This window comes from Wolbachia endosymbiont (group A) of Phasia obesa, from assembly GCF_964028125.1.
GTDB lineage: Bacteria > Pseudomonadota > Alphaproteobacteria > Rickettsiales > Anaplasmataceae > Wolbachia > Wolbachia pipientis.
In genome coordinates, this window is record NZ_OZ034764.1 from 363,202 (window position 1) to 386,194 (window position 22,993).

22 protein-coding genes, 2 tRNA genes and 4 pseudogenes are annotated in these 22,993 nt (G+C 35.8%); 10 read left to right on the forward strand and 18 right to left on the reverse strand.

The annotated features are described in order from the left end of the window. Positions 1 to 3: 3 nt before the first annotated feature. Both ABWU29_RS01840 and ABWU29_RS01845 read right to left on the reverse strand, forming a co-directional pair. On the reverse strand, positions 4 to 594 hold the full coding sequence (locus ABWU29_RS01840; RefSeq protein ID WP_010082414.1) for a COQ9 family protein: 591 nt from the start codon (positions 592 to 594) through the stop codon (positions 4 to 6). Positions 595 to 600: 6 nt separating this feature from the next. Further along, positions 601 to 2,154 (reverse strand): Mur ligase family protein, encoded by a 1,554-nt coding sequence (locus ABWU29_RS01845; RefSeq protein WP_353280088.1) that lies wholly within the window; start codon positions 2,152 to 2,154, stop codon positions 601 to 603. Between the two features lie 697 nt (positions 2,155 to 2,851). On the opposite strand from ABWU29_RS01845, the gene ABWU29_RS01850 reads away from it, so the two are divergent. The 3 genes from ABWU29_RS01850 to ABWU29_RS01860 are packed head-to-tail and all read left to right on the forward strand — an operon-like array spanning position 2,852 to position 3,792. After that, positions 2,852 to 3,181, forward strand: coding sequence for a transposase (locus tag ABWU29_RS01850; RefSeq protein WP_007548762.1), 330 nt, complete (start codon positions 2,852 to 2,854; stop codon positions 3,179 to 3,181). Then, a complete protein-coding gene (locus ABWU29_RS01855) occupies positions 3,165 to 3,365 on the forward strand; it encodes a hypothetical protein (protein ID WP_010082383.1) in 201 nt (66 codons plus the stop codon). The genes ABWU29_RS01850 and ABWU29_RS01855 overlap by 17 nt, the downstream gene beginning before the upstream one ends. Before the next feature lie 19 nt (positions 3,366 to 3,384). Continuing rightward, positions 3,385 to 3,792 carry a transposase gene (locus ABWU29_RS01860; protein ID WP_051062209.1) on the forward strand — a complete coding sequence of 136 codons (408 nt, stop codon included), beginning with the start codon at positions 3,385 to 3,387 and terminating at the stop codon, positions 3,790 to 3,792. A 47-nt stretch (positions 3,793 to 3,839) separates the two neighbouring features. Here the strand turns inward: ABWU29_RS01860 and ABWU29_RS01865 are convergent. Further along, positions 3,840 to 4,064: pseudogene (locus ABWU29_RS01865) on the reverse strand (tRNA pseudouridine(55) synthase TruB); the annotation flags it as partial. Positions 4,065 to 4,145: 81 nt separating this feature from the next. Between ABWU29_RS01865 and ABWU29_RS01870 the strand changes: the two are divergent. Further along, positions 4,146 to 5,525, forward strand: a pseudogene (locus ABWU29_RS01870) (IS4 family transposase). Between the two features lie 7 nt (positions 5,526 to 5,532). Here ABWU29_RS01870 and ABWU29_RS01875 read toward each other — a convergent pair. Continuing rightward, positions 5,533 to 6,118: pseudogene (locus ABWU29_RS01875) on the reverse strand (DUF6444 domain-containing protein); the annotation flags it as partial. Positions 6,119 to 6,572: 454 nt separating this feature from the next. Here ABWU29_RS01875 and ABWU29_RS01880 point away from each other — a divergent pair. From ABWU29_RS01880 to lepB, 4 genes are all read left to right on the forward strand, one after another. Beyond that, complete coding sequence (locus ABWU29_RS01880) at positions 6,573 to 7,598, forward strand: extracellular solute-binding protein (protein WP_353280090.1); 1,026 nt, start codon at positions 6,573 to 6,575, stop codon at positions 7,596 to 7,598. A 220-nt stretch (positions 7,599 to 7,818) separates the two neighbouring features. Continuing rightward, the gene (locus ABWU29_RS01885; RefSeq protein WP_015589239.1) at positions 7,819 to 8,706 is read left to right on the forward strand and encodes an aspartate carbamoyltransferase catalytic subunit; all 888 of its coding nucleotides are present in this window, start codon (positions 7,819 to 7,821) and stop codon (positions 8,704 to 8,706) included. A gap of 45 nt (positions 8,707 to 8,751) precedes the next feature. Further along, entirely contained in the window at positions 8,752 to 8,883 is a 132-nt protein-coding gene (locus ABWU29_RS01890) for a hypothetical protein (RefSeq protein ID WP_255317428.1), read from the forward strand. Between the two features lie 772 nt (positions 8,884 to 9,655). Then, positions 9,656 to 10,402: a signal peptidase I gene (lepB, locus tag ABWU29_RS01895; RefSeq protein ID WP_010962911.1), complete on the forward strand. Its 747-nt coding sequence runs from the start codon at positions 9,656 to 9,658 to the stop codon at positions 10,400 to 10,402. Between the two features lie 7 nt (positions 10,403 to 10,409). Here the strand turns inward: lepB and hscA are convergent, their stop codons facing one another. From hscA to iscU, 4 genes are read right to left on the reverse strand one after another with little or no spacing between them, the layout of a single operon-like run. Beyond that, positions 10,410 to 12,158, reverse strand: coding sequence for a Fe-S protein assembly chaperone HscA (gene hscA / locus ABWU29_RS01900; protein ID WP_141457223.1), 1,749 nt, complete (start codon positions 12,156 to 12,158; stop codon positions 10,410 to 10,412). Next, positions 12,136 to 12,594, reverse strand: a complete 459-nt coding sequence (locus tag ABWU29_RS01905; RefSeq protein ID WP_015589237.1) for an iron-sulfur cluster co-chaperone HscB C-terminal domain-containing protein — start codon at positions 12,592 to 12,594, stop codon at positions 12,136 to 12,138. Before ABWU29_RS01905 ends, hscA begins: the two co-directional genes overlap by 23 nt. Then, the gene (locus tag ABWU29_RS01910) at positions 12,587 to 13,000 is read right to left on the reverse strand and encodes a HesB/IscA family protein (protein WP_015589236.1); all 414 of its coding nucleotides are present in this window, start codon (positions 12,998 to 13,000) and stop codon (positions 12,587 to 12,589) included. The genes ABWU29_RS01905 and ABWU29_RS01910 overlap by 8 nt, the downstream gene beginning before the upstream one ends. Positions 13,001 to 13,005: 5 nt before the next feature. Then, a complete protein-coding gene (iscU, locus tag ABWU29_RS01915; RefSeq protein WP_007548853.1) occupies positions 13,006 to 13,389 on the reverse strand; it encodes a Fe-S cluster assembly scaffold IscU in 384 nt (127 codons plus the stop codon). Between the two features lie 203 nt (positions 13,390 to 13,592). Between iscU and ftsY the strand changes: the two genes are divergently transcribed. Beyond that, the gene (ftsY, locus tag ABWU29_RS01920) at positions 13,593 to 14,504 is read left to right on the forward strand and encodes a signal recognition particle-docking protein FtsY (protein WP_015589234.1); all 912 of its coding nucleotides are present in this window, start codon (positions 13,593 to 13,595) and stop codon (positions 14,502 to 14,504) included. Here the strand turns inward: ftsY and radA are convergent. From radA to ABWU29_RS01970, 10 genes and pseudogenes are all read right to left on the reverse strand, one after another. Further along, on the reverse strand, positions 14,491 to 15,834 hold the full coding sequence (gene radA / locus ABWU29_RS01925; protein ID WP_353280092.1) for a DNA repair protein RadA: 1,344 nt from the start codon (positions 15,832 to 15,834) through the stop codon (positions 14,491 to 14,493). The two genes, ftsY and radA, sit on opposite strands and share 14 nt — an antisense overlap. A gap of 909 nt (positions 15,835 to 16,743) precedes the next feature. After that, positions 16,744 to 17,732: pseudogene (locus ABWU29_RS01930) on the reverse strand (IS630 family transposase). A 116-nt stretch (positions 17,733 to 17,848) separates the two neighbouring features. Further along, positions 17,849 to 18,586, reverse strand: a complete 738-nt coding sequence (locus ABWU29_RS01935; RefSeq protein WP_015589264.1) for a putative folate metabolism gamma-glutamate ligase — start codon at positions 18,584 to 18,586, stop codon at positions 17,849 to 17,851. A 1-nt stretch (position 18,587) separates the two neighbouring features. Then, positions 18,588 to 19,067, reverse strand: coding sequence for a dihydrofolate reductase (locus tag ABWU29_RS01940; RefSeq protein WP_015589265.1), 480 nt, complete (start codon positions 19,065 to 19,067; stop codon positions 18,588 to 18,590). Beyond that, the gene (gene folP, locus ABWU29_RS01945; RefSeq protein ID WP_141457249.1) at positions 19,064 to 20,344 is read right to left on the reverse strand and encodes a dihydropteroate synthase; all 1,281 of its coding nucleotides are present in this window, start codon (positions 20,342 to 20,344) and stop codon (positions 19,064 to 19,066) included. Before folP ends, ABWU29_RS01940 begins: the two co-directional genes overlap by 4 nt. Then, the gene (locus ABWU29_RS01950; RefSeq protein WP_007548841.1) at positions 20,341 to 20,727 is read right to left on the reverse strand and encodes a dihydroneopterin aldolase; all 387 of its coding nucleotides are present in this window, start codon (positions 20,725 to 20,727) and stop codon (positions 20,341 to 20,343) included. The genes folP and ABWU29_RS01950 overlap by 4 nt, the downstream gene beginning before the upstream one ends. A 39-nt stretch (positions 20,728 to 20,766) precedes the next feature. After that, a complete protein-coding gene (locus ABWU29_RS01955) occupies positions 20,767 to 21,423 on the reverse strand; it encodes a CADD family putative folate metabolism protein (protein ID WP_141457380.1) in 657 nt (218 codons plus the stop codon). A 70-nt stretch (positions 21,424 to 21,493) separates the two neighbouring features. After that, positions 21,494 to 21,570, reverse strand: a tRNA-Ile gene (locus ABWU29_RS01960). Positions 21,571 to 21,612: 42 nt separating this feature from the next. Continuing rightward, on the reverse strand, positions 21,613 to 21,936 hold the full coding sequence (gene trxA, locus ABWU29_RS01965) for a thioredoxin (protein WP_006279168.1): 324 nt from the start codon (positions 21,934 to 21,936) through the stop codon (positions 21,613 to 21,615). 116 nt (positions 21,937 to 22,052) lie between these two features. Beyond that, positions 22,053 to 22,673: a ribonuclease D gene (locus ABWU29_RS01970; protein ID WP_015589270.1), complete on the reverse strand. Its 621-nt coding sequence runs from the start codon at positions 22,671 to 22,673 to the stop codon at positions 22,053 to 22,055. A gap of 173 nt (positions 22,674 to 22,846) precedes the next feature. Here ABWU29_RS01970 and ABWU29_RS01975 point away from each other — a divergent pair. Then, a tRNA-Gly gene (locus ABWU29_RS01975) sits at positions 22,847 to 22,919 on the forward strand. Positions 22,920 to 22,993: the final 74 nt, after the last annotated feature.

A 22,993-nucleotide genomic window follows, 5' to 3' on the forward strand; every position in this document is an offset into this window, starting at 1 on the left:
AGCTTATAAGAAATTTCCTATGATTCCTTTTAAGCGAGTTTTGAATTTTTGAAATGTCATGACATTGTTGATACGGTTATCAAGAAACGATAAAGTATCCACAAAATCTTCTGAATAATCATTGATAAAAAAAAGTATCGTACTTAAGTACACTCCAGCTAATATTGCTCTTTTTGTATAGTAGTTAAAATCTGTTGATTGGTCATGAATGCCATACCAAATCGCACTAATAGTTCTGTATAAAAGTTTACTAGAAAAATATGTATTTTTTGGTGATACAGAAAATGATAAAACATTTTTTAAAAGTTCTCTATAATTCGGTAGCTTAGCATAGTTTGAAAGGTGTATTTGAATAGCTAACTTTACTCGCTCTCGCACTTTCATATCTTCTAAATTAGAATTTCTTAATTCAGCTTCCATTGAGCTATTTAAGTCCTCTGCTATGTGCTCCAAAGCGCTATATATTCCATTCTGAAATTTGCAAAAGCTATTAGCTAGATTAAGGTCAGTGCACACCTTTAATAGGGTTTCATCGCTTATCCCTTCAAATGGAATAACCCTAATTAGCTTATCTATTATTAACTTTTGTTCCACGCAACATCATACTAAACAGCATGTGTGATTGTACCTGAGATTTTCAAACATTCTACAAAATGCTTCACCACGTTCCTCGAAATTTTTCCATTGATCAAAAGAAGCACACGCGGGAGAAAGTAATATTGTTACTTCTTCTGCGCTATTTAAGGCCTCTTCAAAAGCCAATCTGAATGCATCTTCTAGATTGCAACATTTAACATAATCTACTTTATTCTCCATAACATTTGCAAAAGCTTCGGTTGATTCTCCAATAAGAAAAGCTTTTCTAACCCTTGTAAAATGCTTGCTTAATGATTCTATTCCACCTTTTTTGCTTCTTCCACCAGCGATCCAATTTATGTTTTCATAAGATAAGATCGCCTTTTCGCTCGATTTTGCATTAGTTGCTTTGCTATCGTTCACGAAAAACACATTTCTTATTTTGCCAAGCAGTTCATTCCTATGCCTCAGTCCTGAAAAGGACTTGATTCCATTGATAATAGTGTTGCTATCTACTCCAAGTACCTTACATACGGCATATGTGGCTGCTATGTTTTCTGCGTTGGATATTAGGTTTATTTTCACGTCGCTTACTGATAAGCTATGATTCTCTAGTTTTAACGAGATCTTCTGGATCCCAGTGCCCCTTTTGTCATCCAAGTAGCTGACACTGGGATCCAGATAATTTCGATCTATACCAGTAATCTGTTCACTATAATCAAGCAAATTGTTACCTGCCAATGATATTAGATCTCTTGCACCACCCTCTGTCATCTGAGTAGTTGGCAATGGTTTTTCTTTTCTGGATTCCAGCGTCACGCGCTGGAATGACATCGGGGAATATGTTACTGAGATTGGAATTTTGTCTCCAGTGAATTTGTTGAATATATCAGCAGTAATCTCATTGTCACATCCTATTACGGCAACCTCACTACCGTTTATCAGTTTTAATTTAGTTGCTATGTAGTTCTCCATACTTCCATGCCTATCTATGTGATCTGGTGTAATATTGAGCAGTGCTGAAATGTCCACGTTAATTTCATTCATCAACTCCAATTGAAAAGAGGAGAGTTCGATTACATAAATTTCTGCATCTCTTTCTAGATCCAAAACAGGAACGCCTAAATTTCCACCAATAGCTACTTTTTTCCCTGCAGATTTTAATATGTGCCCTATTAGTGATGTAGTGGTTGATTTACCATTTGTTCCTGTGACGCCTATTACCTTCTGGTTCGTAGTTTTAGCTTCAAGAAATAGCTCAATGTCTGATTTTATTTTGCAATCAAATCTCCTTGCAAGTTTTACTATCCAATGTGGCTCTGTTGGCACTCCAGGGCTTAAAACCAATGCACTGATCTCATGCCAATTGTATTCCTTGGGATGAATAAAATTACATTTTTTATACATCATTTTTGTATTTGCTATTTGCTCTTCATGATCATCCCATGCATATATTCTTGCACCACTCTTTGTTAGAGCGTTAATGGTGGATAAACCAGTTTTACCAAGACCAAAAACCGCGACGTTTTGATTTTTGTATTTGTTTAGTTGCACTGCTAGATAACTTATGCGAACCATTTTATAAAGATATCGTACAAATTACAACAGACTTCTTTCGTAGGTTACAACTGTCATTCAATAGAAACAAAAAACTTCCTTGACAAACTCCGCCAGCCCCCTTATCATGAAACTGAAGCTATTTATTTATCTTCGCAATCTGTGCAGGTTAATGACAAAAAACTTAGGGTATTTGGCGTCTCATGTTTAATTTTTCGCACTACGTGCATCGCATGTCTTTAAAAATCTCTGGGTTTTTACCTATATAAGCCGAAACGCGCTTACAAAGCGTTTAAGACAGCAAAAAACGTCAAATTGACAAGGGAGAATTTGAATGCTAGCTACTACGGGGTTTCTTTGCCTTTTTTCCTGCTTAGTAAATTTCTTAAACACTTGCGGTGTAGGTTAGTTGCAAGTTAAAAGCAGCTAAATCGCTCTTAATCAAGCGTTTTAGAATAAAAAAAACGCCGATATTTTAGTACATGGTAAATAGCCAACCACCACGGGGTTTCTTTTGCCTTTTTTTTCATTTGGTAAATTTCTTAATGTTTATGGCTAAAGATTACACGAATGTTGCAATTACAAAAGCGTTTCTACTAGGAGGGTGTCATCCCAGTGCTTGACACTGGGATGGCTTTGTTGCATAGCAACTGAAAAAATCTGGTGGCTACTGACAAAATTCATTATAAAATAGCCATTTAACCTTGAAAGAAAAAATATGCCACAAAAAATGAGGGTCAGTAACCATAGCGAATATAACAAATTTCTAGAAAAAAGAGGAAATATTTTTCATTATATCAACGAAGCCATAGAAAAGTGGTACGAGAATGGTCCAAAAATACCAGGTGGCAACAATATTTATAGCGATAAAGTTGTAATTTTGGTGCACATAATAACTTGTTTATTTAGAATAGGCCTGAGGCAAACAGTTGGGTTTATAGCAGGATACCTTGAGCAAATTGGGAAAAATTTGCAAGTTATCAGCTATTCACAATCATCAAGAAGGTTTAAGAAACTCAATATTAAGATCAATGATTGCAGAAAATAATATGGAAGATATCGAAATTGCTATAGACAGTACAGGAATTAGTATATACAACAACACTCCTGGTCATAGCAAAGAAAATAGCGAAGATAGAAAGTATCGCAGCTATGAACAGACAAGAAAATTGCATGTAATGTTGAATACAAACAGCAAAAAAGCCATAGCTGTAAAATACAGTAACGGCTGATCACTATGGAGCTTGTGATTTGCTAAAAGAAGTCGATTTTCAGTATGTCATAAAAGTACTATATGCAGATAGGGCATATGACAGAGAAAAGCTCTATAAGCTGTGTAATCAATATGGTATAAAAACGAAAATTCCTCCGAAAAACAACGCAGCAGAGCATCCAAAGTTAGACTATATGGCTGAGAGAAATTCTGCAGTCAAGCTCATAAAGTCATATGATGAAGATGGTATAAAGAAGTGGAAAAAAGAGATGAGTTATGGAAAAAGATCTTATATAGAAGGTTTTTTCTCGCGATTAAAAAAGACATTTGGATTTAGTTTTAGGAACAAATCTGAAATGAATCGTGAGAGGGAACTGCTACTCAAATGTTATTTGCTTAACAAATTTACTGAAATAGGCATGGCTAAATTTGAGATAGCTTCATAAATTTATTGTGCGTTACCTACTATCCGAAGAGCGATGCAACAAAGCCATCCCAGTGTCAAGCACTGGGATGACATCGGAGAGTAAGTTGTTGTGTTTTTTTTAGTAAGTTGCTCAATTGTCACTGATTCATTTTCTCTAAAGTCACCTACCATAGTTCTTCTTAATTTTGTAATGTGTCCAAAACAATTTAATGCAATTCCAAGATCACGAGCAATTGATCTTACATATACACCACTACCGCATATCATAGAAAAATTTGCACTATTATTTATCTTACTATTACCCACAAATATAAATGTACTTATAAATAAAGTATTACAATATTAAAGTTTGCAAATATTGAGGGTATAAAAATGGCAAACGAGAGTAATGAATGGGCTAAAAATGAATTTGGAGATGCTGTACTTGGAGATAAAAGATTAACTGACCGATTAGTAAAGATTGCTGATAGTTTGATAAGTTTACCTGAAAGCTCAATTAATGAGGCATGCGGAAGTTGGTCAGAAGCAAAAGCAGCATAACGTTTTTTTCAAAATGAGAACGTAAAAGAAGTCGATATTCTAGCTTCACACATTGATAAAACAGTTGAAAGAACAAAAGCTCATAAAAGAATTCTTGTGATTCAAGATACAACTTATATTTCATACTCAAGCCATAAGCGGATTGGGAACTATTGCTGGAAAAGGAGCAGTAATGCATACAGCCCTTGCTGTTAGTACGGAAGCTGGGAATACTGGATCAAAAGATTTACTCGAGGCAACTCATTTCTGAAGAAGAAAAAAGACTAAAGAGCCATCGTAACAACGTTCATATTGAGGATAAAGAAAGTATGAAATGGCTAGAAAGTTTAAAGAAAACAAATAATATTATAGATCTGGCCCAAACCGAAGCTATAACTGTATGTGACAGAGAAGCAGATATGCATGATTTTTTTGAACTTGCACATAATCTTAACTCAGCAATTTTAGTAAGAGCTCGCCACAACAGAAATGTAAATAAAAAATTCATGCATACCAGGAACAAGCAAAAATTATGGTCATTTATCCAAGGCCTCCCTTGCGCTGGAAAAGTAGAAGTTGAAATCCCTGCTAGAGATAACAAGCAAAAAAGGACAGCGTTTTTAGAAATTAGATTCGGAAAATTTATCACATGAAGGCCATATAAAATGTAAAGAAGGTCACATAAAATATAAACCGACAGAGTCTACAACTTCACGCAATTCATGTTGTTGAAAAAAACTCTCCTCCCGAAGCAAGTCCTCTAGAGTGGATGCTTTTTTCCGGTCAGTACTTTTGAAGAAGCTGTTGAAAAAGTTAGTTGGTATTGTTTGAGATGGAAAATAGAGATATTGCATAAGATTTTAAAATCTGGTCTCAAAGTTGAGGAATGTAGACTTGGAACAGCAGAAAGATTAATGAGGTATTTAACAGTCATGAGCATTATTGCTTGGAGAATTTTCTTTATTACATCAATTGCAAGAACTAACCCAACATTACCATGTACTGCCTTATTAGCTGAGGAAGAATGGAAAGTTTTATATGTTAAAATACACAGGAAACCATGTCCAAATATAGCCCCTACTATAAAAGAAGCCGTTTCGTGAACTTGGAGGTCATTTAGCAAGAAAAAGCGACCCAAAACCAGGACCAATTACTCTTTGGAAAGGGTGGAGACGTTTCTTTGATCTAGAAGAAGGATGGCGACTTGCTCACGAACCTCATATTTGTGGGTAATAGTAAGATTTGATATGCTGCCAACACTTATGTTCAAATTAAAAATGTCATTTATGATACTAGCCACTTCACGCTTTGAGTTTTTGTAAAATCCGCTGAGTGCTGCAATTATAGACTTAACCCTTGGACCAAATGTATCTGGCGTAACACCTTCTGGTAACTTGCTACTTTTTCTTTTTCTGCATCTCCAACAACGACCATGTTCCAATTACTACATAAGGCCTAATTTCCGGAAGATCAACTTTTTGGTGAACATAAGGTTTTTCGCATATTACAAGCTCTCCTCCGCATTCGCAAATATTAGGCAACTCTATTTTTACTACTTTATCCGCTTCCATTGTGGCATGAAAATTTCCTTTATACCCAACCTGATCGCCAACATTCCTTTCGCTTTTTGGCTTGTCCTTTTTTGTTTTGTACAATTCTTTAGAGCTCGGTAGAGATGAATTTTTCGAGTTTAAACCAAGCCTTTCCTTTAATTCAGCGTTCTCTATCTTTAAAGCTTTATTTTCTGCTTTTAAGTTTTCTATCTCTGCTTCCAGTTTTTCTATTTTTTGCTGTAAATTTTTGCAAAGTTCTAAAAGGTTTACCACATTACCTCACTTTTGCTCTATGATTATCTTTTTAGATCACTTTGTCTACCTTATTCTACCACTCCGCTGAACGGATACAATTTACTAAACAGAAAAAAAGGCAAAAGAAACCCTAGGGTAGCTAGTTATTCACTATCCATTTTTTAAGTTGGCGTTTTTTAATGTTTTAAATAGCGCATTTCAGCTTATATTAGGTAAAAACCTAGAAATTTTATAAAGACATAAGGTGCACATAATGCAAAAAATTAAGCATGATTTACGCCAAATACATTAAGTTTTTTGTCATTAATCCACTGCAGAGATTGCGAAGATAAATAAATAGCTTCAGTGTTATAATAAGGGGGCTGGCGAAGCTTGTCAAGGAAGTTTTTATGATTTATCTAACGAACTTTACACTTGCTAAAGTTGTACCATCTTGGTAACTTTAACTGAAAGAAGTTATTTTTTATCCAATATGAAAAAAGCCTTTATATTCACATCCTTAATAGCAATTATATTGATAGTTATTACTTATTTATACAGAAACGACGGAACTAATGACTCACAAGTGGTAAATGTTTATTCATCGCGCAAAGAAGAATTAGTACGTACTTTGTTTGATGAATTCACGAAAAATACAGGTATTAAAGTACGTTACATCATTGATGATTATTCTCAGCTACTTTCACGAATGGAAAACGGTGGTGAAGCTGACTTATTTTTGACTGCTGATGCAATCAACTTAATTCTAGCAAAAAAAAGAGGACTTTTATCTCAAGTAGATTCAGAGGTTTTAAAAAGTGTTATACCTGCAAGATTTAGAGACAGTGAAGATTATTGGTTTGGTCTTACAAAAAGAGCTAGGATATTGGTTTACAATAAAGAGTCAGTAGACCCTAAGGACTTAAGTACTTATGAAGATTTAGCAAATGAAAAATGGAAAGGAAAAATATTAGTGCGTTCTTCTACAAGTCCATATAACAGATCGTTAATTGCTTTTATGATTGCAAATAATGGTTTTGAAAAGACGAAAGAATGGGTAAGCGGAATTGTGAGCAATATGGCAAGAAAACCAAGTGGTGGTGATACTTATCAAATTTACGCCGTAGCAGCGGGTGAGGGAGATGTTGCAATAGTAAACAGCTACTACTTTGCGAGAATTCTTTCATCAGAAAATAAAAAGAATGTTGCAGACAAGCTAGGGGCTTTTTTTCCTAATCGCAACGATCACGGTGTAATGGTAAACATCAGTGGTGCAGCAGTAACAAAAAACGCAAAAAACAGGGAAAATGCTATAGTCTTATTGGAATTTTTAGTAAGCAAGCAGGCTCAAGAGTTATACGCTAAAAAAAACCAAGAATATCCTATTATTGAAGGCGTTGAAACTTCCGATATACTAAAATCTTGGGGAAATTATTCACAAAGTGATTTGCCTCTAAGTGAACTTGAGAAGCATCTTTTTGAGGCTGTTATGATAGCGGATGAGTGTAAGTGGAAGTAATCTCCAGTGCCACTAAACATTGGGATGAAAGATTTATGCTAATGTACCTTACTCTTAACTTGCTGAACTTTTTCTTCCTTCTAACTTAATTTTGACTTTACTATCTTTTTCCGTTCTTCCACCAAAACAATTGCTGCACAAGAGGTCTATTGAAAAACGATAATAAGAAAGTAGAATTGGTTCAAGTAGTTGGATAACAATTGCATGTTAAAAGGAAATTATGAACAAGAGAAGGAATTTGTTAAACATCTCAGACCTTACAGTCGATGATGTAGAAAATATAACTAAGTTGGCCAACCAGTACCTTAAAAAAGAAGTTGCAAATAGTCATATCTTGGAAAATAAGACAGTAATAAATTTATTCTTTGAAGATTCAACGCGTACACTTGCGTCTTTTGAAATAGCAGCAAAAAGCCTTGGAGCAAATGTTGTAACTTTGCCAATAAGATCTTCTTCTATTAACAAGGGAGAAGATCTAAAAGACATGATCAAAACATTAAATGCAATGAATCCTGATTACATAATAATCAGGCATAAAAGTAGTGGTATCATTAATACACTGGCAAAGTATGTTAACTGCTCGCTAATCAATGCAGGCGATGGAAGTAGTGAACATCCAACTCAAGCTCTTGCAGACTATCTTGTAATCAGCAATCACAAAAAGCAAATAAAGGACCTCAAAGTTGTGATATGTGGAGATATTCTGCACAGTAGAGTTGCAAGATCAAATATAAGATTGCTAAAAATGTTTGGAGCAGAGATAAACTTGGTCGCACCACCAACTTTGATTTGTAAGCATTTTCCTGAAGTAGATTCAGTCCATTATTCATTAATTGAAGGTATAAAGGATGCTGACGTAATTATGCTTTTGAGATTGCAGAAAGAGCGCATGAATAATAGTTCTTCAGAGAAAGAATATTTTCATTTGTATGGACTTGATTTACAAAAGCTATCATACGCAAAACCAGATGCGATTGTTATGCACCCAGGGCCAATAAATAGAGGGATTGAGATTAGCAGCGATGTAGCAGATTGTGTTATTTTACAGCAAGTAGAATTTGGATTGGCAATACGTAAGGCAGTGTTGCACTATTATAGGCCTTGCTAATATTAAAAGATGCTACACAACTAATGCAAAAAGGGGGGGCATGAAATGACAAGGCTTGTAAATGGTTTGAGAATGGCCATTAAGATGTTAAGGCCGAGGATATGGTGTGGAAGTTTTTACGAAAGCCTGAAGTCAATCAACAACCTTGCAGAACGGCAAATTAGAAGGCTATCGTAAAAACAGCTTTTTCACCTGGTCGGAACATGGAGAAAGATTTGTGGAAAGAATGTTGTCGATATTTTTGACATCACGTCTCAATGGCCAAAATCCCTTCCAAAAGTTACGACTGCTTAGTTCTTTATTCATTCTCACAATCCGTGAACGGTTACAACCTGGATTCCAGTGGGCTTTGTTGCATCGCTAGCTATGATGGATTAAAGATAAAAAAGATAGGGAATATCATTAGCTTATTATTCTGGTATTTATAACAAGAACGGTCAATGAATACCTAAATTTGAGTAAAAGAAATTTCACTACCATTTACCAATCCGGCTAAAATTCAAGAATTTCAATGCTTTAGCTATTTTCAATAGAATTAAATTTATTAATATAAATAACAAATTACTATTCTTAAATTTGATCAGATTGATTGCAAAAAAACAAGATTTTCAATAAGTTGCTTATAATCCTAACTATAGTTAGCCTTTCATAAGTAGCGATGCAACAAAGCCATTCCAGTGTCAGCTACTTTCATAACACCATATTACCTTAACAAAAGCAAATGTTCGTACAGATGTGCATCAGCTACTTTCATCTGCCACCTGCAAATTGCAATGTTCGTACAGTTATGTGTCACGCTACTTGGATGACACCGTTGAAAGAAATGAACCGCCTTTTCAAAATCGTTTTGAATAGAGGAATAACATTCACAAGTAAAATTTCATATTACCATTTTTTAATTTATGTATTATAATAAGCTTAATCTATAAGAAAAACAAAGTTGGAAAAGTTGGAAGAACTAAGCAAAAACTGGGTGATAAGAACGGGAAGATTTTTATCTTCATTGTTTTTTTTACTGTTGATTGCGCTGTCAATACGTAGTTTTTTATTCGAGCCATTTCATATACCTTCTGGTTCAATGAAAAGCACCCTACTTGAAGGGGATTACATTTTTACTAGTAAATATTCATACGGTTACAGTAAACACTCATTTCCATTTTCTCCAAACATTTTTAGCGGCAGGATTTTTTATACCCCTCCAAAGCGTGGCGACATAGTAGTTTTCAAACCCACAAGAAATGACAGCATCAGGTTTGTTAAGCGAGTAATAGGAACACCAGGTGACAAAGTGCAAATGATAGAGGGAGAATTATACCTAAATGATCAGAAAGTAGAGCGAAGGCAAATTGAAAGTTTTTTTGATTATGAGTCAAATCGTAACATACCAAGATATATAGAAACGCTTTTAAGTGGCAAGGAACATGAGATTTTGGTAGATGACATTTCTAATAAGCTATCATATAACACTCCGGTTTATTATGTACCTAACGATCAATTTTTCGTTATGGGAGACAATAGAAATAATTCTTTGGATAGCAGGTTTCCTGAAGTTGGTTTTGTACCAATGGAAAATATCATTGGGCGTGTAAGTATAGTTGGTTTATCGTTTAAACTGGGGAAGGTCGATTGGTTACCATTTAATTTCAGGTTACCTGTTGCTTTGAGATTAAATAGGGTATTGCACAAGGTTGTGTAAGCTTTTTCTACCTATTTGTTAATTCACACAACTCTAAAGAAGAATTTTCTAACTCGGCGATAGTGTTGTTAATTTCATTCAAGTCATTGCCTTGTAAAGCGTTTTTTGCATTTTGTAATAGGTTTTTCAACTTTTGATCAGTGGAAAGGTTATTATTGTTTTCAACCAAGTGTATGAGTTTATTTCCATTAATTTTAGCGCCTGCAAGGGAACGAGCCTTCATATCTTCATCAAAGCTGTTTATTGACTGGTTAACCATATTTTGAACATCAGCTTCACTCAAGCCAAAACTTGAATTTACTTCAACTGTCTGCTCGATTCCAGTAGTTTTTTCTCTTGCAGTAACAGTCAAGATTCCGTCAACGTTAACTGTAAATTCTATTTCAACTCTTGCAGAACCTGCAGGTAGTGGCGGTATACCTTTTAGTTCAAACTGCGCTAGAGATTTGTTATCCTCTATCATTTCACGTTCTCCCTGACAAACGTGAATTTTCATTGCTGTTTGCCCATCAAAATAAGTTGTAAACTCTTTTGTTTCTGAAACTGGTAGTGGCGTATTTCTTGGTATGATTTTTTCAACTATGCCTCCCATAGTTTCTATGCCAAGTGATAAAGGTAGAACATCCAGGAGAATATTCCTATCTTTTGAGCTCGAAGTTAAATCATGAGCTTGCAGAGCTGCCCCAATGGCAACTGCTTTATCTGGATCCACGTCATTCAGCACTTTATTTCCAAAGAGTTTGACTAGTGAATTTTGAACCAATGGTGTTCTAGTTGCACCACCAACTAAAATTACTCCTTTTATATTATCAATTTTAAGATCTATGTCGCTTATAGTACGAGTGACTATATTGATAGTCTTATTGACCAAAGAACTGATTGCCTGCTCGAATTCTTCTCTGGTAATTTCACATTCAAATGGCTTGCCGTTAATGCTGAATTCAAAAATGCCTGAGGTGTTTTTGCTCAGATATTCCTTCACAGAGCGTGATTCGATAAGTAAGGAATTTAGTTGCTTGGCCGTCTTTTCTCTATACTTATCAATCACAATTGAACTCAGCAAATGATCAAAATCATCACCGCCGAGTTTGGTGTCACCACCAACTGCAAGAACTTGAAACACTCCTTGATGCAATTTCAATATCGAAATATCGAACGTTCCGCCACCAAGGTCATACACTGCATATATTCCACTGCTATTGTTCTTTTCAATGGAGTAAGAAAGCGCTGCAGCGGTTGGCTCGTTAACGAGGCGAAGAACTTCTATTCCAGCTAATTTTGCCGCATATTTAGTTGCGTTACGTGCTGAATCGTCAAAGTAAGCTGGCACAGTAATCACTGCTTTTTTTACTTCCAGTCCCTTAGACTTTTTTACCCTCTCACATAAAGCTTTTAATATCTCAGCAGAAATCTCAACAGGAGTAAGATACTTTTCCTCTGCGCATTTTATTCTAATAACTTTTTCGCTTTCATGATCTATTTCAAAATTGACGCCTTCTTTATTTAATTCTTCAACACTTTTACCCATTAAACGCTTTATTGAGTAGATTGCATTTTGACCGACATCGTAGCCAGTTTTTAATGTATTATTTTCATATGAAAGAGCAGAAGGCAGCAGTTCTCTTCCTTGTTCATCTTCAAATATCTCCACGTTACCAGCTTTATTTACCATAGCAATCAAAGAATTGGTAGTACCAAGATCTATACCAAAAATTACTTCACTTGAATTTGGTTCAGAAATTTGAATTGGTTGCATTCTTTTTCACCTCCTCAAATGACTTATATAAATATTTCAATCTTAAGACTTGTGTAGCAGCTCCATCAAAATTCTTTATAGCAAAAGTGTTAATTAGGTTTTTAACGCAATCTTTTATTTTTTCATCAATCATCCTGCTTGCAAATTGTAAATCATCGCAGTCCAGCAAATATTCTCTTATTTCCATTGATTCACTTAATATTTCAGAATTTAAGTGGTCCTTTTGGCTTTTCACATCAAAAAAATCTAGCAAATGCTCGGCACGTTTTAGCGGTGACTTTAGTATCTGATAAGCTCTGTTAATATTTTCCATGTTTTGGGACTGTCTTTCATTTATATCAGTTTTGCTTAGCTCAATATATTTTTTCTCTAACTCATCAAAGCTGATATTGAAAGTTGGTTCAATTTCAAACAATGTAAAATAGCTGCTAGACATGAAAACTCTCTCCACAACCACATTTTCCTTTCTCATTAGGATTTTTGAAAACAAAACCCGATGAAAATTTTTCTTCTACATAATCCATTTCAGAGCCAAGAATAAACATGACGGATTTTGGATCGATCAACACTTTAACTTTTTGGTCATCACTGCAGTTTTCCTCAATTATCGACTCTAAAGGACGAGTATCATACGCATATTCAATATCATATTTTAAACCAGAACATCCTTTTTGCTTAATTAGCACTCTTATTCCTATTGCTTCTTCCGGTTTCTCAAGGTTAGTATGCTTCTTTTGGTCCAATAAATACCTTATCCTTTCTACTGCTTCCGCAGTTATAGTGATAAGTTTTCTATTCTTTTTTACAGTTTCACCTCCGCCTACTTCTTGATATTCACTCATGCTTCTTAATTCTTTTGCTTACTTTGATAATCATGAATAGCAGCCTTTATAGCATCTTCAGCAAGTACCGAACAGTGTATCTTCACTGGAGGTAAAGACAACTCTTCCACTATTTGAGTATTCTTTATCTGTGTAACGTCACTGATGGTTCTTCCCTTTATCATCTCTGTTAACAAGGAACTTGAAGCAATGGCAGAACCACAACCAAAAGTTTTAAATTTTGCATCTTCAATAACACCTTTGTCATTGACCTTTATCTGCAATTTCATTACATCACCGCACGATGGTGCACCAACTAAACCAGTACCAACATTTGGATCATTTTTATCCAGAGAGCCAACATTCCTTGGATTTTCATAATGATCTAAAATTTTCTCATTATAACTCATAAAATTACCTATAAACTGCTATTTTACATTATAACATATTTAGGTTAAAAACTAAAGGAAAACAATCGTTTTACGTGATTTTTACTTTCAAAATTCCCGTAAAACGACTGTTTAACTTTACAAATACACATAATACGTGTATTTCTTTACAATCAGCGTCTCTATGTTGTCATTAAGTTTATAATTTAAAAAGGAGTATTCCCTTGAGTTTGTTTAGTAACCTTTATAAAGGCTTGTTAAAAACTTCTTCTCGCTTTAGCGACGGGGTGAAAAGTATTTTTTCTGGCAAAAAAAAATTAGATCAGTCGCTTTTAGATGAATTAGAGGAATTGCTAATTAGCATGGACATTGGTCATAAAACTTCTAAGTTGATTATCGATAGGCTCACAAGCATCAAGTTTGACAAGGAAGTTGAACATAATATTATCTCGCAGCAGTTAATGAACGAAATAGAAGCTATATTGAGCCCAGTTGTACAGCCGTTAATTTTAAATAAAAAACCACATATAATAATGGTATGCGGAGTAAACGGTAATGGTAAAACCACGACTATAGGTAAGCTTGCATATAAATATAAGGAGATGGGAAAATCCGTTATGCTTGTTGCGTGTGACACATTTAGAGCTGCTGCTAGTGAGCAGTTAAACATTTGGGCAGAACGTTCTGATTGCTTGATTGTTACTGGAGAGTACGGTAGCGACTCTGCAAGTGTGGCATATAGAGCTGTAAGTCAAGCTATAAAAGATAACGTTGATGTTGTTCTAATTGACACAGCAGGAAGGCTGCAAAATAATGTGAACCTTATGGAGGAGTTATCAAAAATATATAGAACGATAAAGAAATTGGATGATACTGCCCCTCATGACGTTATTTTAGTTCTTGACGCAACTACCGGCCAAAATGCTTATAGCCAATTAGAGGCATTTAGTAAGATGGTCCATGTTACCGGGCTAATCGTAACAAAGCTAGATGGCACCGCTAAGGGCGGAGTAGTAATTGGACTTGCAGAAGCTTATAAGGTAAAGTTACATGCTATAGGAATTGGCGAAAATATAGAGGACTTAAGGGAGTTTACTAGTAAAGAATTTGCTGAAGCATTATTTAATTGTAATTAAAGACTTCTCTTAATTCCCTTACATGACCAAGCTTAATTATCTCAATATCATGAGAAGAATAATTGCCATTTTTAGGCATAATTGCTTTTTTGAATCCTAACTTTTGTGCTTCTTTTAGTCTGAGATCAGCATGCGAGACATTCCTAATTTCTCCTGAAAGTGCAACTTCACCGCAGATTATTGAAGAAGTTGGCAGCGGTAAATTTACTACACTTGAAATAAGGGAAGCAGCAACAGCAAGATCAGCCGATGGTTCCTGTATTTTGAGTCCCCCTGCAATGTTTAGGTATACCTCTTTATCATGCAAAAACATTTTGCAACGAACATTTAGCACCGCAATGATCATAGCCAATCGATTAATATCCCACCCAACTACTGCCCTTCTTGGGGTTGCCATATTAGTCCCTGCTATTAATGCTTGCACTTCCATTAAAATTGGTCTTGAACCTTCAATTCCTGCAAATACGGCGCTGCCAACTACTTCTCTGTCATGGGCCATCAGAAACAATGATGATGGATTATCAACAGGCACAAGTCCTGCTTCAGACATCTCAAAAACACCAATTTCATTTGCAGGGCCAAATCTATTTTTAATAGTACGCAAAATGCGATATTGATTGCTATTTTCACCTTCAAAATATAATACCGTATCCACCATATGCTCCAGAGTTTTGGGTCCAGCTATTTGTCCATCCTTAGTTATATGACCAACTATTAAAAGAGAAACACCATATTGTTTCGCAAGAATAGTTAATTCATGTGCGCAAGTACGAACCTGAGTTACAGTTCCTGGTGCCGATGTAATTCTGCTATCATACATTGTTTGTATAGAGTCAATTACTAAGAATTTAATACTTTTGTTTTCCTTTATTGTTGCTACTACATCAGTTAAAGACACTGTAGATAAAAGCTTAATTTTAGGTTCATTTATCTTAAGACGCTTTGCTCTGAGACTCACCTGCTCTAAAGACTCCTCGCCGGATACATAAAGACATTCAAAAGAGGAAAGTTGCACAACATTAGCTGCAATTCTAAGCAAAAGGGTGGATTTTCCAATACCAGGTTCGCCACCAATTAAAATGCTAGCACCTTGAACGATACCCCCACCAAAAACTCTATCTAATTCTTCTATTCCTGTTAAAAAACGACTTGGAGTGATAATTTCGCTACCCGATAACGTCTTTATTAAAATTGGTGCAGATATACTTCTTTTGCCCGTTTTTACTGCTATTTCCTCAACAATTGTATCCCAATTGTCACATGCGATGCACTTCCCTACCCACCTACCAGTGCTGTGACCACAGGATTGACATACATATACAGTTTTCATCAAAGCCAAAATTATTTTGTTGTAATTGTAATAAAAATTAGCTGAATATGCGAAGTAAATCTATAGCTAACCCAAGAAAGGGTTCCCTATGTCATACCGCGATTCATTCGCGGTATCTCTAGATCCCGCTAACAAATAGCGGGATGACGAGCTTATCGTCACGCCGCCGCGAACCGTTATACCGCGATTCATTCGCGGTATCTCAAAGCATAGATCCCGCTAACACGTAGCGGGATGACGAGGTCATGCCACCGCGCGAACCGTCATACCGTCACGGTATCTCTAGATCCCGCTAACACGTAGGGGAATGACGAGGTCATGCCGCCGCAAACCGTCATACCGCCGCGGTATCTCTTAGCCGCTAACACGTAGCGGGATGACGGTTGTCGTTTAGCCATAAACATTAAGAAATTTACCAAATGAAAAAAAAGGCAAAAGAAACCCTGGGGTTATTATCCGCTTTAAAATATTGGCGTTTTTTATGTTTTAAACGCTTGACAAGCGAGATTCAGCCGCTTTTAATTGCAACTAACTTACGCTGCAAATGTTTAAGAAATTTACTAAGCAGAAAAAAAGACAAAGAATCCCCGAGTTAGCTAGTCTTTTACTATCTCTGTCGAGTATTGGCATTTTTTGATGTCTTGTAACGCTTTATAAGCGCGTTCAGCTTATTTAGATAAAAATCTAGATGTAGATGAAGTTTTGTAAAGACATACAGTATCTATATACTGCAAAAAATTGAACATAAGACGCCGATACATTAAGTAATCCTTACCTTTTAATCTGCAGATCGGCGAAAGCAAATACAATAGCTTCAGTTTTATGATAAGGGGGCTGGCGAAGGGTGTCAAGCAAGTTTTTTGTTTCTATTCCCAATGTTATATGGTTATGTAATACCAATTCTCATTACTAGTGAATCAAATAAGCGGCATTGCAGAGTTTTTTAATTGTGGAGTGAGAAAGAGAGGTAATAAATTTGCACAAAGCGCTCTCAAGCAAAGCAATTGTGTCGTAGATTTTGTTACGCAAAATGTTCTGTTTTATATATAACCAAAACCTCTCAACAGGATTGAGGTCAGGTGAGTATGGTGGTAGGTATATAATGTCGATATTTTTAGGTACTTTTAAATTTTTTGACTTATGCCAACTAGCACAATCCATGATAAGAAATGCCTCCCTTGTTCCTAAATATTGTGACATCTGCTCAAGGAATATATTCATACAATCAGTATTGACGTTTGAGCTAGAACTTTCTCCATTTCTGGGATTAACTGCACTATAGAGATAAAAATTTTGCCTACCTAGTTTTACCTTAACCTGTGTCCTAATGCCTTTTTTAAACCACCCGTGTCCAATCTTTGAATGTGTGCCAAACCGCGATTCATCGAAGAAAAATAGCTCTTTTTCAGGATACATGACAATAGTTTCATTAAGATTTTTTTTTAAATTCCTCTTGTTTACTTTTATCTTGTCCGTTATGCACTGGTCTTGGTGTGATATATGAGAATTTCATTCTTTGCATATTACGGTGTACTGTAGATTTGCTGATATTCAAACCAAACTTTTCTTGAATTCTTATTTTCATTTCTTTTATAGTAATATTGGGGTTTTCCTCTATCCACACCTCAACTTGTTCACGTTGACTTTGATTCAATATAGTTTTTCTACGGCGTTGAGGCGGAGCAAATAATTTTTCTTCTCTGCCAAATTTTAGGTCATGCAGTAAGTGCCTTTCTTGAAATGCAGCATATCTTTGCTACGGCTGTTATACTGTGCTTTTTTGCTGCAATTACAGCATTTAGTTTTTTTGCAACATATGCGTTATTTCTTACTTTCTTCAGCATTTCTTTTGCTGATTCCACCACTTTTTCATCCAATAATTTTGATCTTAATGCCATTTAAACCTCGCTACTTTACTTACTTCAGTATGGCTTTTTTTCTATTATTGTCTATCCGTTACTTGTGTAGCAGGAATTGGTATAAGAAGTCTAATAGCAAATTTTTAAGTTCCTCTTTAACTCTTTAACCAGCGGGCTCGCATGAGGAGAGGAGAGTAAAGGTCCTCTTCCATAGATATCTTCACACTTTTTTCTTCTTCTGTAGTTGGCAGACGAGTAAGAAAGTGAATCTTTGGTGCGCCACTAATTATTGCCATTGGTGTTTGCTCCGCCCCTTCTCCCATAACTAAAACAGCAGACGTTGCCAGCGCATCAAGAAGATTGACTTGTGTTACTTGCAGTGGTTGATCATAAAGATCTGGCTTGCCTATATAGGAATAAAATGGTTCAAATCCACACCAACCAAGAGCAACGCCCGTAACCCCAAGGCGCATAGGTGTTATGTTACTATCTGTAATCAAAATACCAAGATGTTTTATGCAGTGTTTTGTCTTGAGATAGTTCCATATTGATAGAGCTGTTTTCTGAACATCCTTTGGGTATAAAATATACATTTCATTACCATTTGATTCATCAATACCAGCAGATGGAATTAAGATATTGTCTTTGATTGTTAAATAGATGCCGTAAGAATTATGGTCTACATCAACAATTGCATCAGCTTCTCTTTTGATTAGCTCTTCTTTAGAACAAGCAGTTTTGCAAACCACTTGTTTTTGACAAATAGAAATGATTTTTGATGTGATAGCAAGAACAACTTCCTCTCCTAGCAACTCTGAAACATAGCGATCAAGAACCTGCTCTAATACTTCCCCACATTCAATGCGGTGGGTATAAATTGCTTTAACATGCATATTAACGTATTAGCCTACATATAGTATAATCTTTCGTTTTGGTGAGAATAGTTTTATGCCATCCATCAAGAAGTGTTAAGTTGAAATATACATCACCTTTATAGGGTTTGTGAATTTCTGTTATGATAAATTCTGAGATTAGATCATACTCCAAAAAAAGATGCGCTATTTGTGCTCCACCAATCATGAAGACTTTAGAATTACTTTGGATTGACAAAAACTCTTGCATAGAAGAAATAATAGTGCATTTTACTCCTCTGTTAAAACAAGAATTTAATTTGTCACGAGAAAAAACAACAGGGATACGATCCTTTAATATGTTTTGAGACATAGTTTCAAATGTTTTTCTTCCCATAACAATAACTTGTTTGTCAGTCACCTGACGAAAATGATCTAACTCACTTGGATAATGCCAGGGCAATCCATTATTTATTCCAATTACCCCCTTGGGATCAACAGCCATAATTCCGATAACTATCATCCCTGTAAAGCAGCTTGAGCTACAAAGAATCGCATGTGATCACGCACATTATGCACTCGAAGGAAATCAACCTTGTTGTGCAATGCAGATGATAAAGCAATTGTTTCTAAATCTCGGTTAAAGACAGGTTCTGTAGAAAAAGAAGAAATAAATGACTTTCTAGAATGGCCAACCAGAACTTTGCAGCCAAAACTTTGCAATGCTTCTATATTGCATAAAAGCCAGATATTCTGATATAGAGATTTTCCAAAACCAATACCAGGATCAATAATTATCGAGCTTTGATCAAAACCTAGGGTAAGTAACCTGCTAATGCTCTTCTCTGCCCAATTATTTATGATATCAATTGGGTCAGTGTCGTCTGGAATAATGTTGTCTCTATGTGGTGGTATTGAAAGTGAATGCATAATAACGATGCTGCAACCATTACTAGCAACTGCTTTTAAGGTATTATCATCTAGATCTCCCTTCTGATTGTTTATCCAGGCAATGTTGTAGTGTTCCAAAACATTTAAAATAACGTCTGGCCAGAAACTATCAATGCTGACTTTAATATCACCAACTTTCATATACTGATTGAGATTATCAAGCACTGGTTTTAAGCGTGCATATTCTGCTTTTGGAGTTTGTATTGAGGAGCCAGGTCTTGTTGATTGAGCACCAAGATCAACTATACTTGCACCGTCTGATACCAGTTGCAGTGCTTGCTTGGTTGCTTGATCTGCATCATAATAAAGACCACCATCTGAAAATGAATCAGGAGTAATATTAACAATACCTACAAGCTCTGGTGAAAGCGTAAAACTCCTTAAAAAGCAATCCTTAATGTTAGGGTTAATAGTACCAAACGTTTTGTTAACTACTGCCATGGGACTCAGCATTGCCATCAAGTGAAGCAAAAATGGTCTGTTTATCAATTCTGGGTGAGGAATCTTAAGGTAGGATGTATCAAGTGTCAGGTTATCCCATAACAAAATATCCAAATCAATAACGCGAGGTGCCCATTTTTCATAGACCTGCGGGCGGCCAATGTCACACTCAATTTGTTTAAGGCCCTTTAACAGCTCTTCAGGAGAAGAAGAACAACTTCCATACACAACCATATTTAGAAATGGCCTGTCCCACCCAGGTGGAGCATCATTTGGTAAAATAGCCTTAGTTTCCAGAATAATTGAAGATTTTAAATTTTTAAAATAGCGTTCCTGCAGTAACTGAGCAGCCTTTTGTAAATGGGAAAAGCGATTCCCCATATTTGAGCCAATAGAAATGTAAATCATTCTTGCAACGCATTACGATAAGTAAAGAAAACACCTCCATGCACACTGGGGACAGGTGGTGCAACTTTGTGAATAGTTACGCCTATAGAAGAAATAATAAGCTTTTTTTGCATCACAAGGTTATTAATGGTCCTGTATATATCATGAGTTAAATGCTCGATTAAGTTGAATTGCTTGCTTTGAACGAGAGATTGAATACTCTGAACTACCTCCAAGTAGCATATAGTATCCTCAAGCCGGTCAGTTGTAAGTCCTAAAGGGGGGGATTTAAAGGTAAAATCAATATTAACACTAACTAATTGAGAATGATACTTCTCTTCTGCACTATAGCCTAAATGAACCCAAAGCCGTAAGTCAGATATAAGAAGATTACATGCAGACATTGCATTCCAACATCACTGAGTTTAAGCTACTTACAACTACTAACACACACTGGCATTTATCATCCCATCAAGAAAACCCCACAAGAGCTTTGCTCCCTTTTGAGCACCCTGCATAACTTTATCTTGCTCTTTTTCATCTAGATCTTCAATAAGATTTGCACACTCCTCAGAATGCCACTCATCAGCTTCCATATGAACCGTAAAAAATTGAAGAGAACACTCATCACTTATTGAATAGTGTTTTTTTAAACCTTCAATTTTAGACTTAGAAACCTCTGGAGTTTGACGTTCGTAAGCGTATAAGGCTCCAAGACCTGCCGCAAAACCTGATCTTACAATATCAAAGTAACCATCAACTAACTCCTGTGTCTCTTTAATCTGTGCACTTTCACGAAGATCAGATCGCGCAACGCCAAGCCCTTCAGCAAAACGTTGCCATAATTCTGGATGATTTTCATCACCTTGTTCCTCTTCTATTAAATTACCAAGTAAAACCTGTCGCATTTTTAGATCTGGGCACAAAAAATGTATACCACTGATGTAACGAGGAAACGCAGCAACGTGGTGATAATATTCTTTAGCATAGGTTTGTAAAGCTTGCAAGCTTAAGCTTCCTGTATTCCATGACTGGTAAAATGGATGATTTAGTAAGTGCAATTCATCTAACTTGTTATTTAGAGACTTAGTAAATTTCATTATTTCCTCCATTATATCAACATATAGTTCATATACTACAGCTTTCTCATTGTTACGATCATGCTAACAATGGTGGGATTGGTAGGACTCGAACCTACGGCCAATTCGTTATGAGCGAACTGCTCTAACCGACTGAGCTACAATCCCTTTTATCAATATTTATAATACACACAAAAGCAAATTTGTCTATTAGCTTATTTCACTATCAACCCAACTTGACAAATCATTTGTTGCACCAATTTTGCGTGCAATTTCCTTACCATCTTGAAATATGATTAAAGTGGGTATAGATTGCACTCCATACTTACTTGGCACTTCAGTCCCTTCATCTATGTCGAATTTGCAGATCTTAATCTTGCCTTTTCTGTCTTTAGCCAATTGTTCGATACGTGGCATTAGACTTTTACATGGCCCACACCATTCTGCCCAAAAGTCTATCAGAACAAACCCTTTATAGTCAGTGACTTCAGATTTGAAATTTTGATCATTTACCGATGTAATATCATCACTCATAAAATACCTAAATTTTTGTAAAATATAGCATATCTATTAGCAGTTAATCAACTAAATTCTTACCGCAGAGCTTGAAAAATTGCCCTAAAGTGTTTTGCACAAACAAAAAACTTCTATTACATCTGGTGGTTAAAGATATCCACGTTTTCCCAACCCATTAAGTCTAACTCAATACGAGTAGGAAGAAATTCAAAGCACTTTTGGGCCAATTCTTTTCTATTTTCACGTTCCAGCATTAAGTCTAGCTTTTCCTTTATCCTGTGGAGATACAAAACATCAGATGCAGCATAACTTTTTTGTTTGTCTGTTAAATTTTCATTTCCCCAATCAGAAGATTGCTGCTGCTTATTTAGTTTGGTATCAAGCAGCTCTAAGCACAACTCTTTTAAGCTATGATTATCTGTGTAAGTGCGAACTAAACGTGAAGCTATTTTTGTGCAATAGCACGGAAGTGCCCAAGTTTCCAAGTAATAACGTATTATGCTCACATCAAATCGCGCGAAGTGAAATATTTTAGTTATATTTTTATCCTCTAATATTTTTCTCAAATTTGGCGCTGTATAATCGTTCTTGAGTTGAACTAAGTGAGCGTTGCCATCATTAAAAGAGAGCTGCACAAGGCATAATCTATCTCTGCTATGAAGTAGCCCCATTGCCTCGGTATCAACAGCTATAGACCTTACATCATCTGGTATTGAACTAGCTGGCAAGTCGTCTTTATATAAAAATATTCCCATAAAGCTTTGTGGAATAATTAAAAACTTATGATAATCAAAAATAAGCCTTAAGTATACGAAAAGATCATAGAAGGAACCACACAAGTTTATGGGCTCTCACATTTTTCGTGTACACGGGGGTTTACAAATTGCTGTATATGCCTATAATTAAGTAAATTTAGGTTAATTTAATTGCGGGAGTAGCTCAGTTGGTAGAGCGCAACCTTGCCAAGGTTGAGGTCGAGGGTTCGAACCCCTTCTCCCGCTCTTTACTTTCAAAATCATTTCGTCAAAAATCCCTTGACAAACTCCGCTAGCCCCCTTATCATGAAACTGAAGCT

Excerpts from the sequence above, each read along its gene's own strand:
- ABWU29_RS01845 (WP_353280088.1), bottom strand. The coding sequence starts at position 2,154 with ATGGTTCGCATAAGTTATCTAGCAGTGCAACTAAACAAATACAAAAAT.
- ABWU29_RS01850 (WP_007548762.1), top strand. The coding sequence starts at position 2,852 with ATGCCACAAAAAATGAGGGTCAGTAACCATAGCGAATATAACAAATTT.
- ABWU29_RS01855 (WP_010082383.1), top strand. The coding sequence starts at position 3,165 with ATGATTGCAGAAAATAATATGGAAGATATCGAAATTGCTATAGACAGT.
- ABWU29_RS01880 (WP_353280090.1), top strand. The coding sequence starts at position 6,573 with ATGAAAAAAGCCTTTATATTCACATCCTTAATAGCAATTATATTGATA.
- ABWU29_RS01885 (WP_015589239.1), top strand. The coding sequence starts at position 7,819 with ATGAACAAGAGAAGGAATTTGTTAAACATCTCAGACCTTACAGTCGAT.
- ABWU29_RS01890 (WP_255317428.1), top strand. The coding sequence starts at position 8,752 with ATGACAAGGCTTGTAAATGGTTTGAGAATGGCCATTAAGATGTTAAGG.
- hscA (WP_141457223.1), bottom strand. The coding sequence starts at position 12,158 with ATGCAACCAATTCAAATTTCTGAACCAAATTCAAGTGAAGTAATTTTT.
- ABWU29_RS01905 (WP_015589237.1), bottom strand. The coding sequence starts at position 12,594 with ATGTCTAGCAGCTATTTTACATTGTTTGAAATTGAACCAACTTTCAAT.
- ABWU29_RS01910 (WP_015589236.1), bottom strand. The coding sequence starts at position 13,000 with ATGAGTGAATATCAAGAAGTAGGCGGAGGTGAAACTGTAAAAAAGAAT.
- iscU (WP_007548853.1), bottom strand. The coding sequence starts at position 13,389 with ATGAGTTATAATGAGAAAATTTTAGATCATTATGAAAATCCAAGGAAT.
- radA (WP_353280092.1), bottom strand. The coding sequence starts at position 15,834 with ATGAAAACTGTATATGTATGTCAATCCTGTGGTCACAGCACTGGTAGG.
- ABWU29_RS01935 (WP_015589264.1), bottom strand. The coding sequence starts at position 18,586 with ATGCATGTTAAAGCAATTTATACCCACCGCATTGAATGTGGGGAAGTA.
- ABWU29_RS01940 (WP_015589265.1), bottom strand. The coding sequence starts at position 19,067 with ATGATAGTTATCGGAATTATGGCTGTTGATCCCAAGGGGGTAATTGGA.
- folP (WP_141457249.1), bottom strand. The coding sequence starts at position 20,344 with ATGATTTACATTTCTATTGGCTCAAATATGGGGAATCGCTTTTCCCAT.
- ABWU29_RS01950 (WP_007548841.1), bottom strand. The coding sequence starts at position 20,727 with ATGTCTGCATGTAATCTTCTTATATCTGACTTACGGCTTTGGGTTCAT.
- ABWU29_RS01955 (WP_141457380.1), bottom strand. The coding sequence starts at position 21,423 with ATGAAATTTACTAAGTCTCTAAATAACAAGTTAGATGAATTGCACTTA.
- trxA (WP_006279168.1), bottom strand. The coding sequence starts at position 21,936 with ATGAGTGATGATATTACATCGGTAAATGATCAAAATTTCAAATCTGAA.
- ABWU29_RS01970 (WP_015589270.1), bottom strand. The coding sequence starts at position 22,673 with ATGGGAATATTTTTATATAAAGACGACTTGCCAGCTAGTTCAATACCA.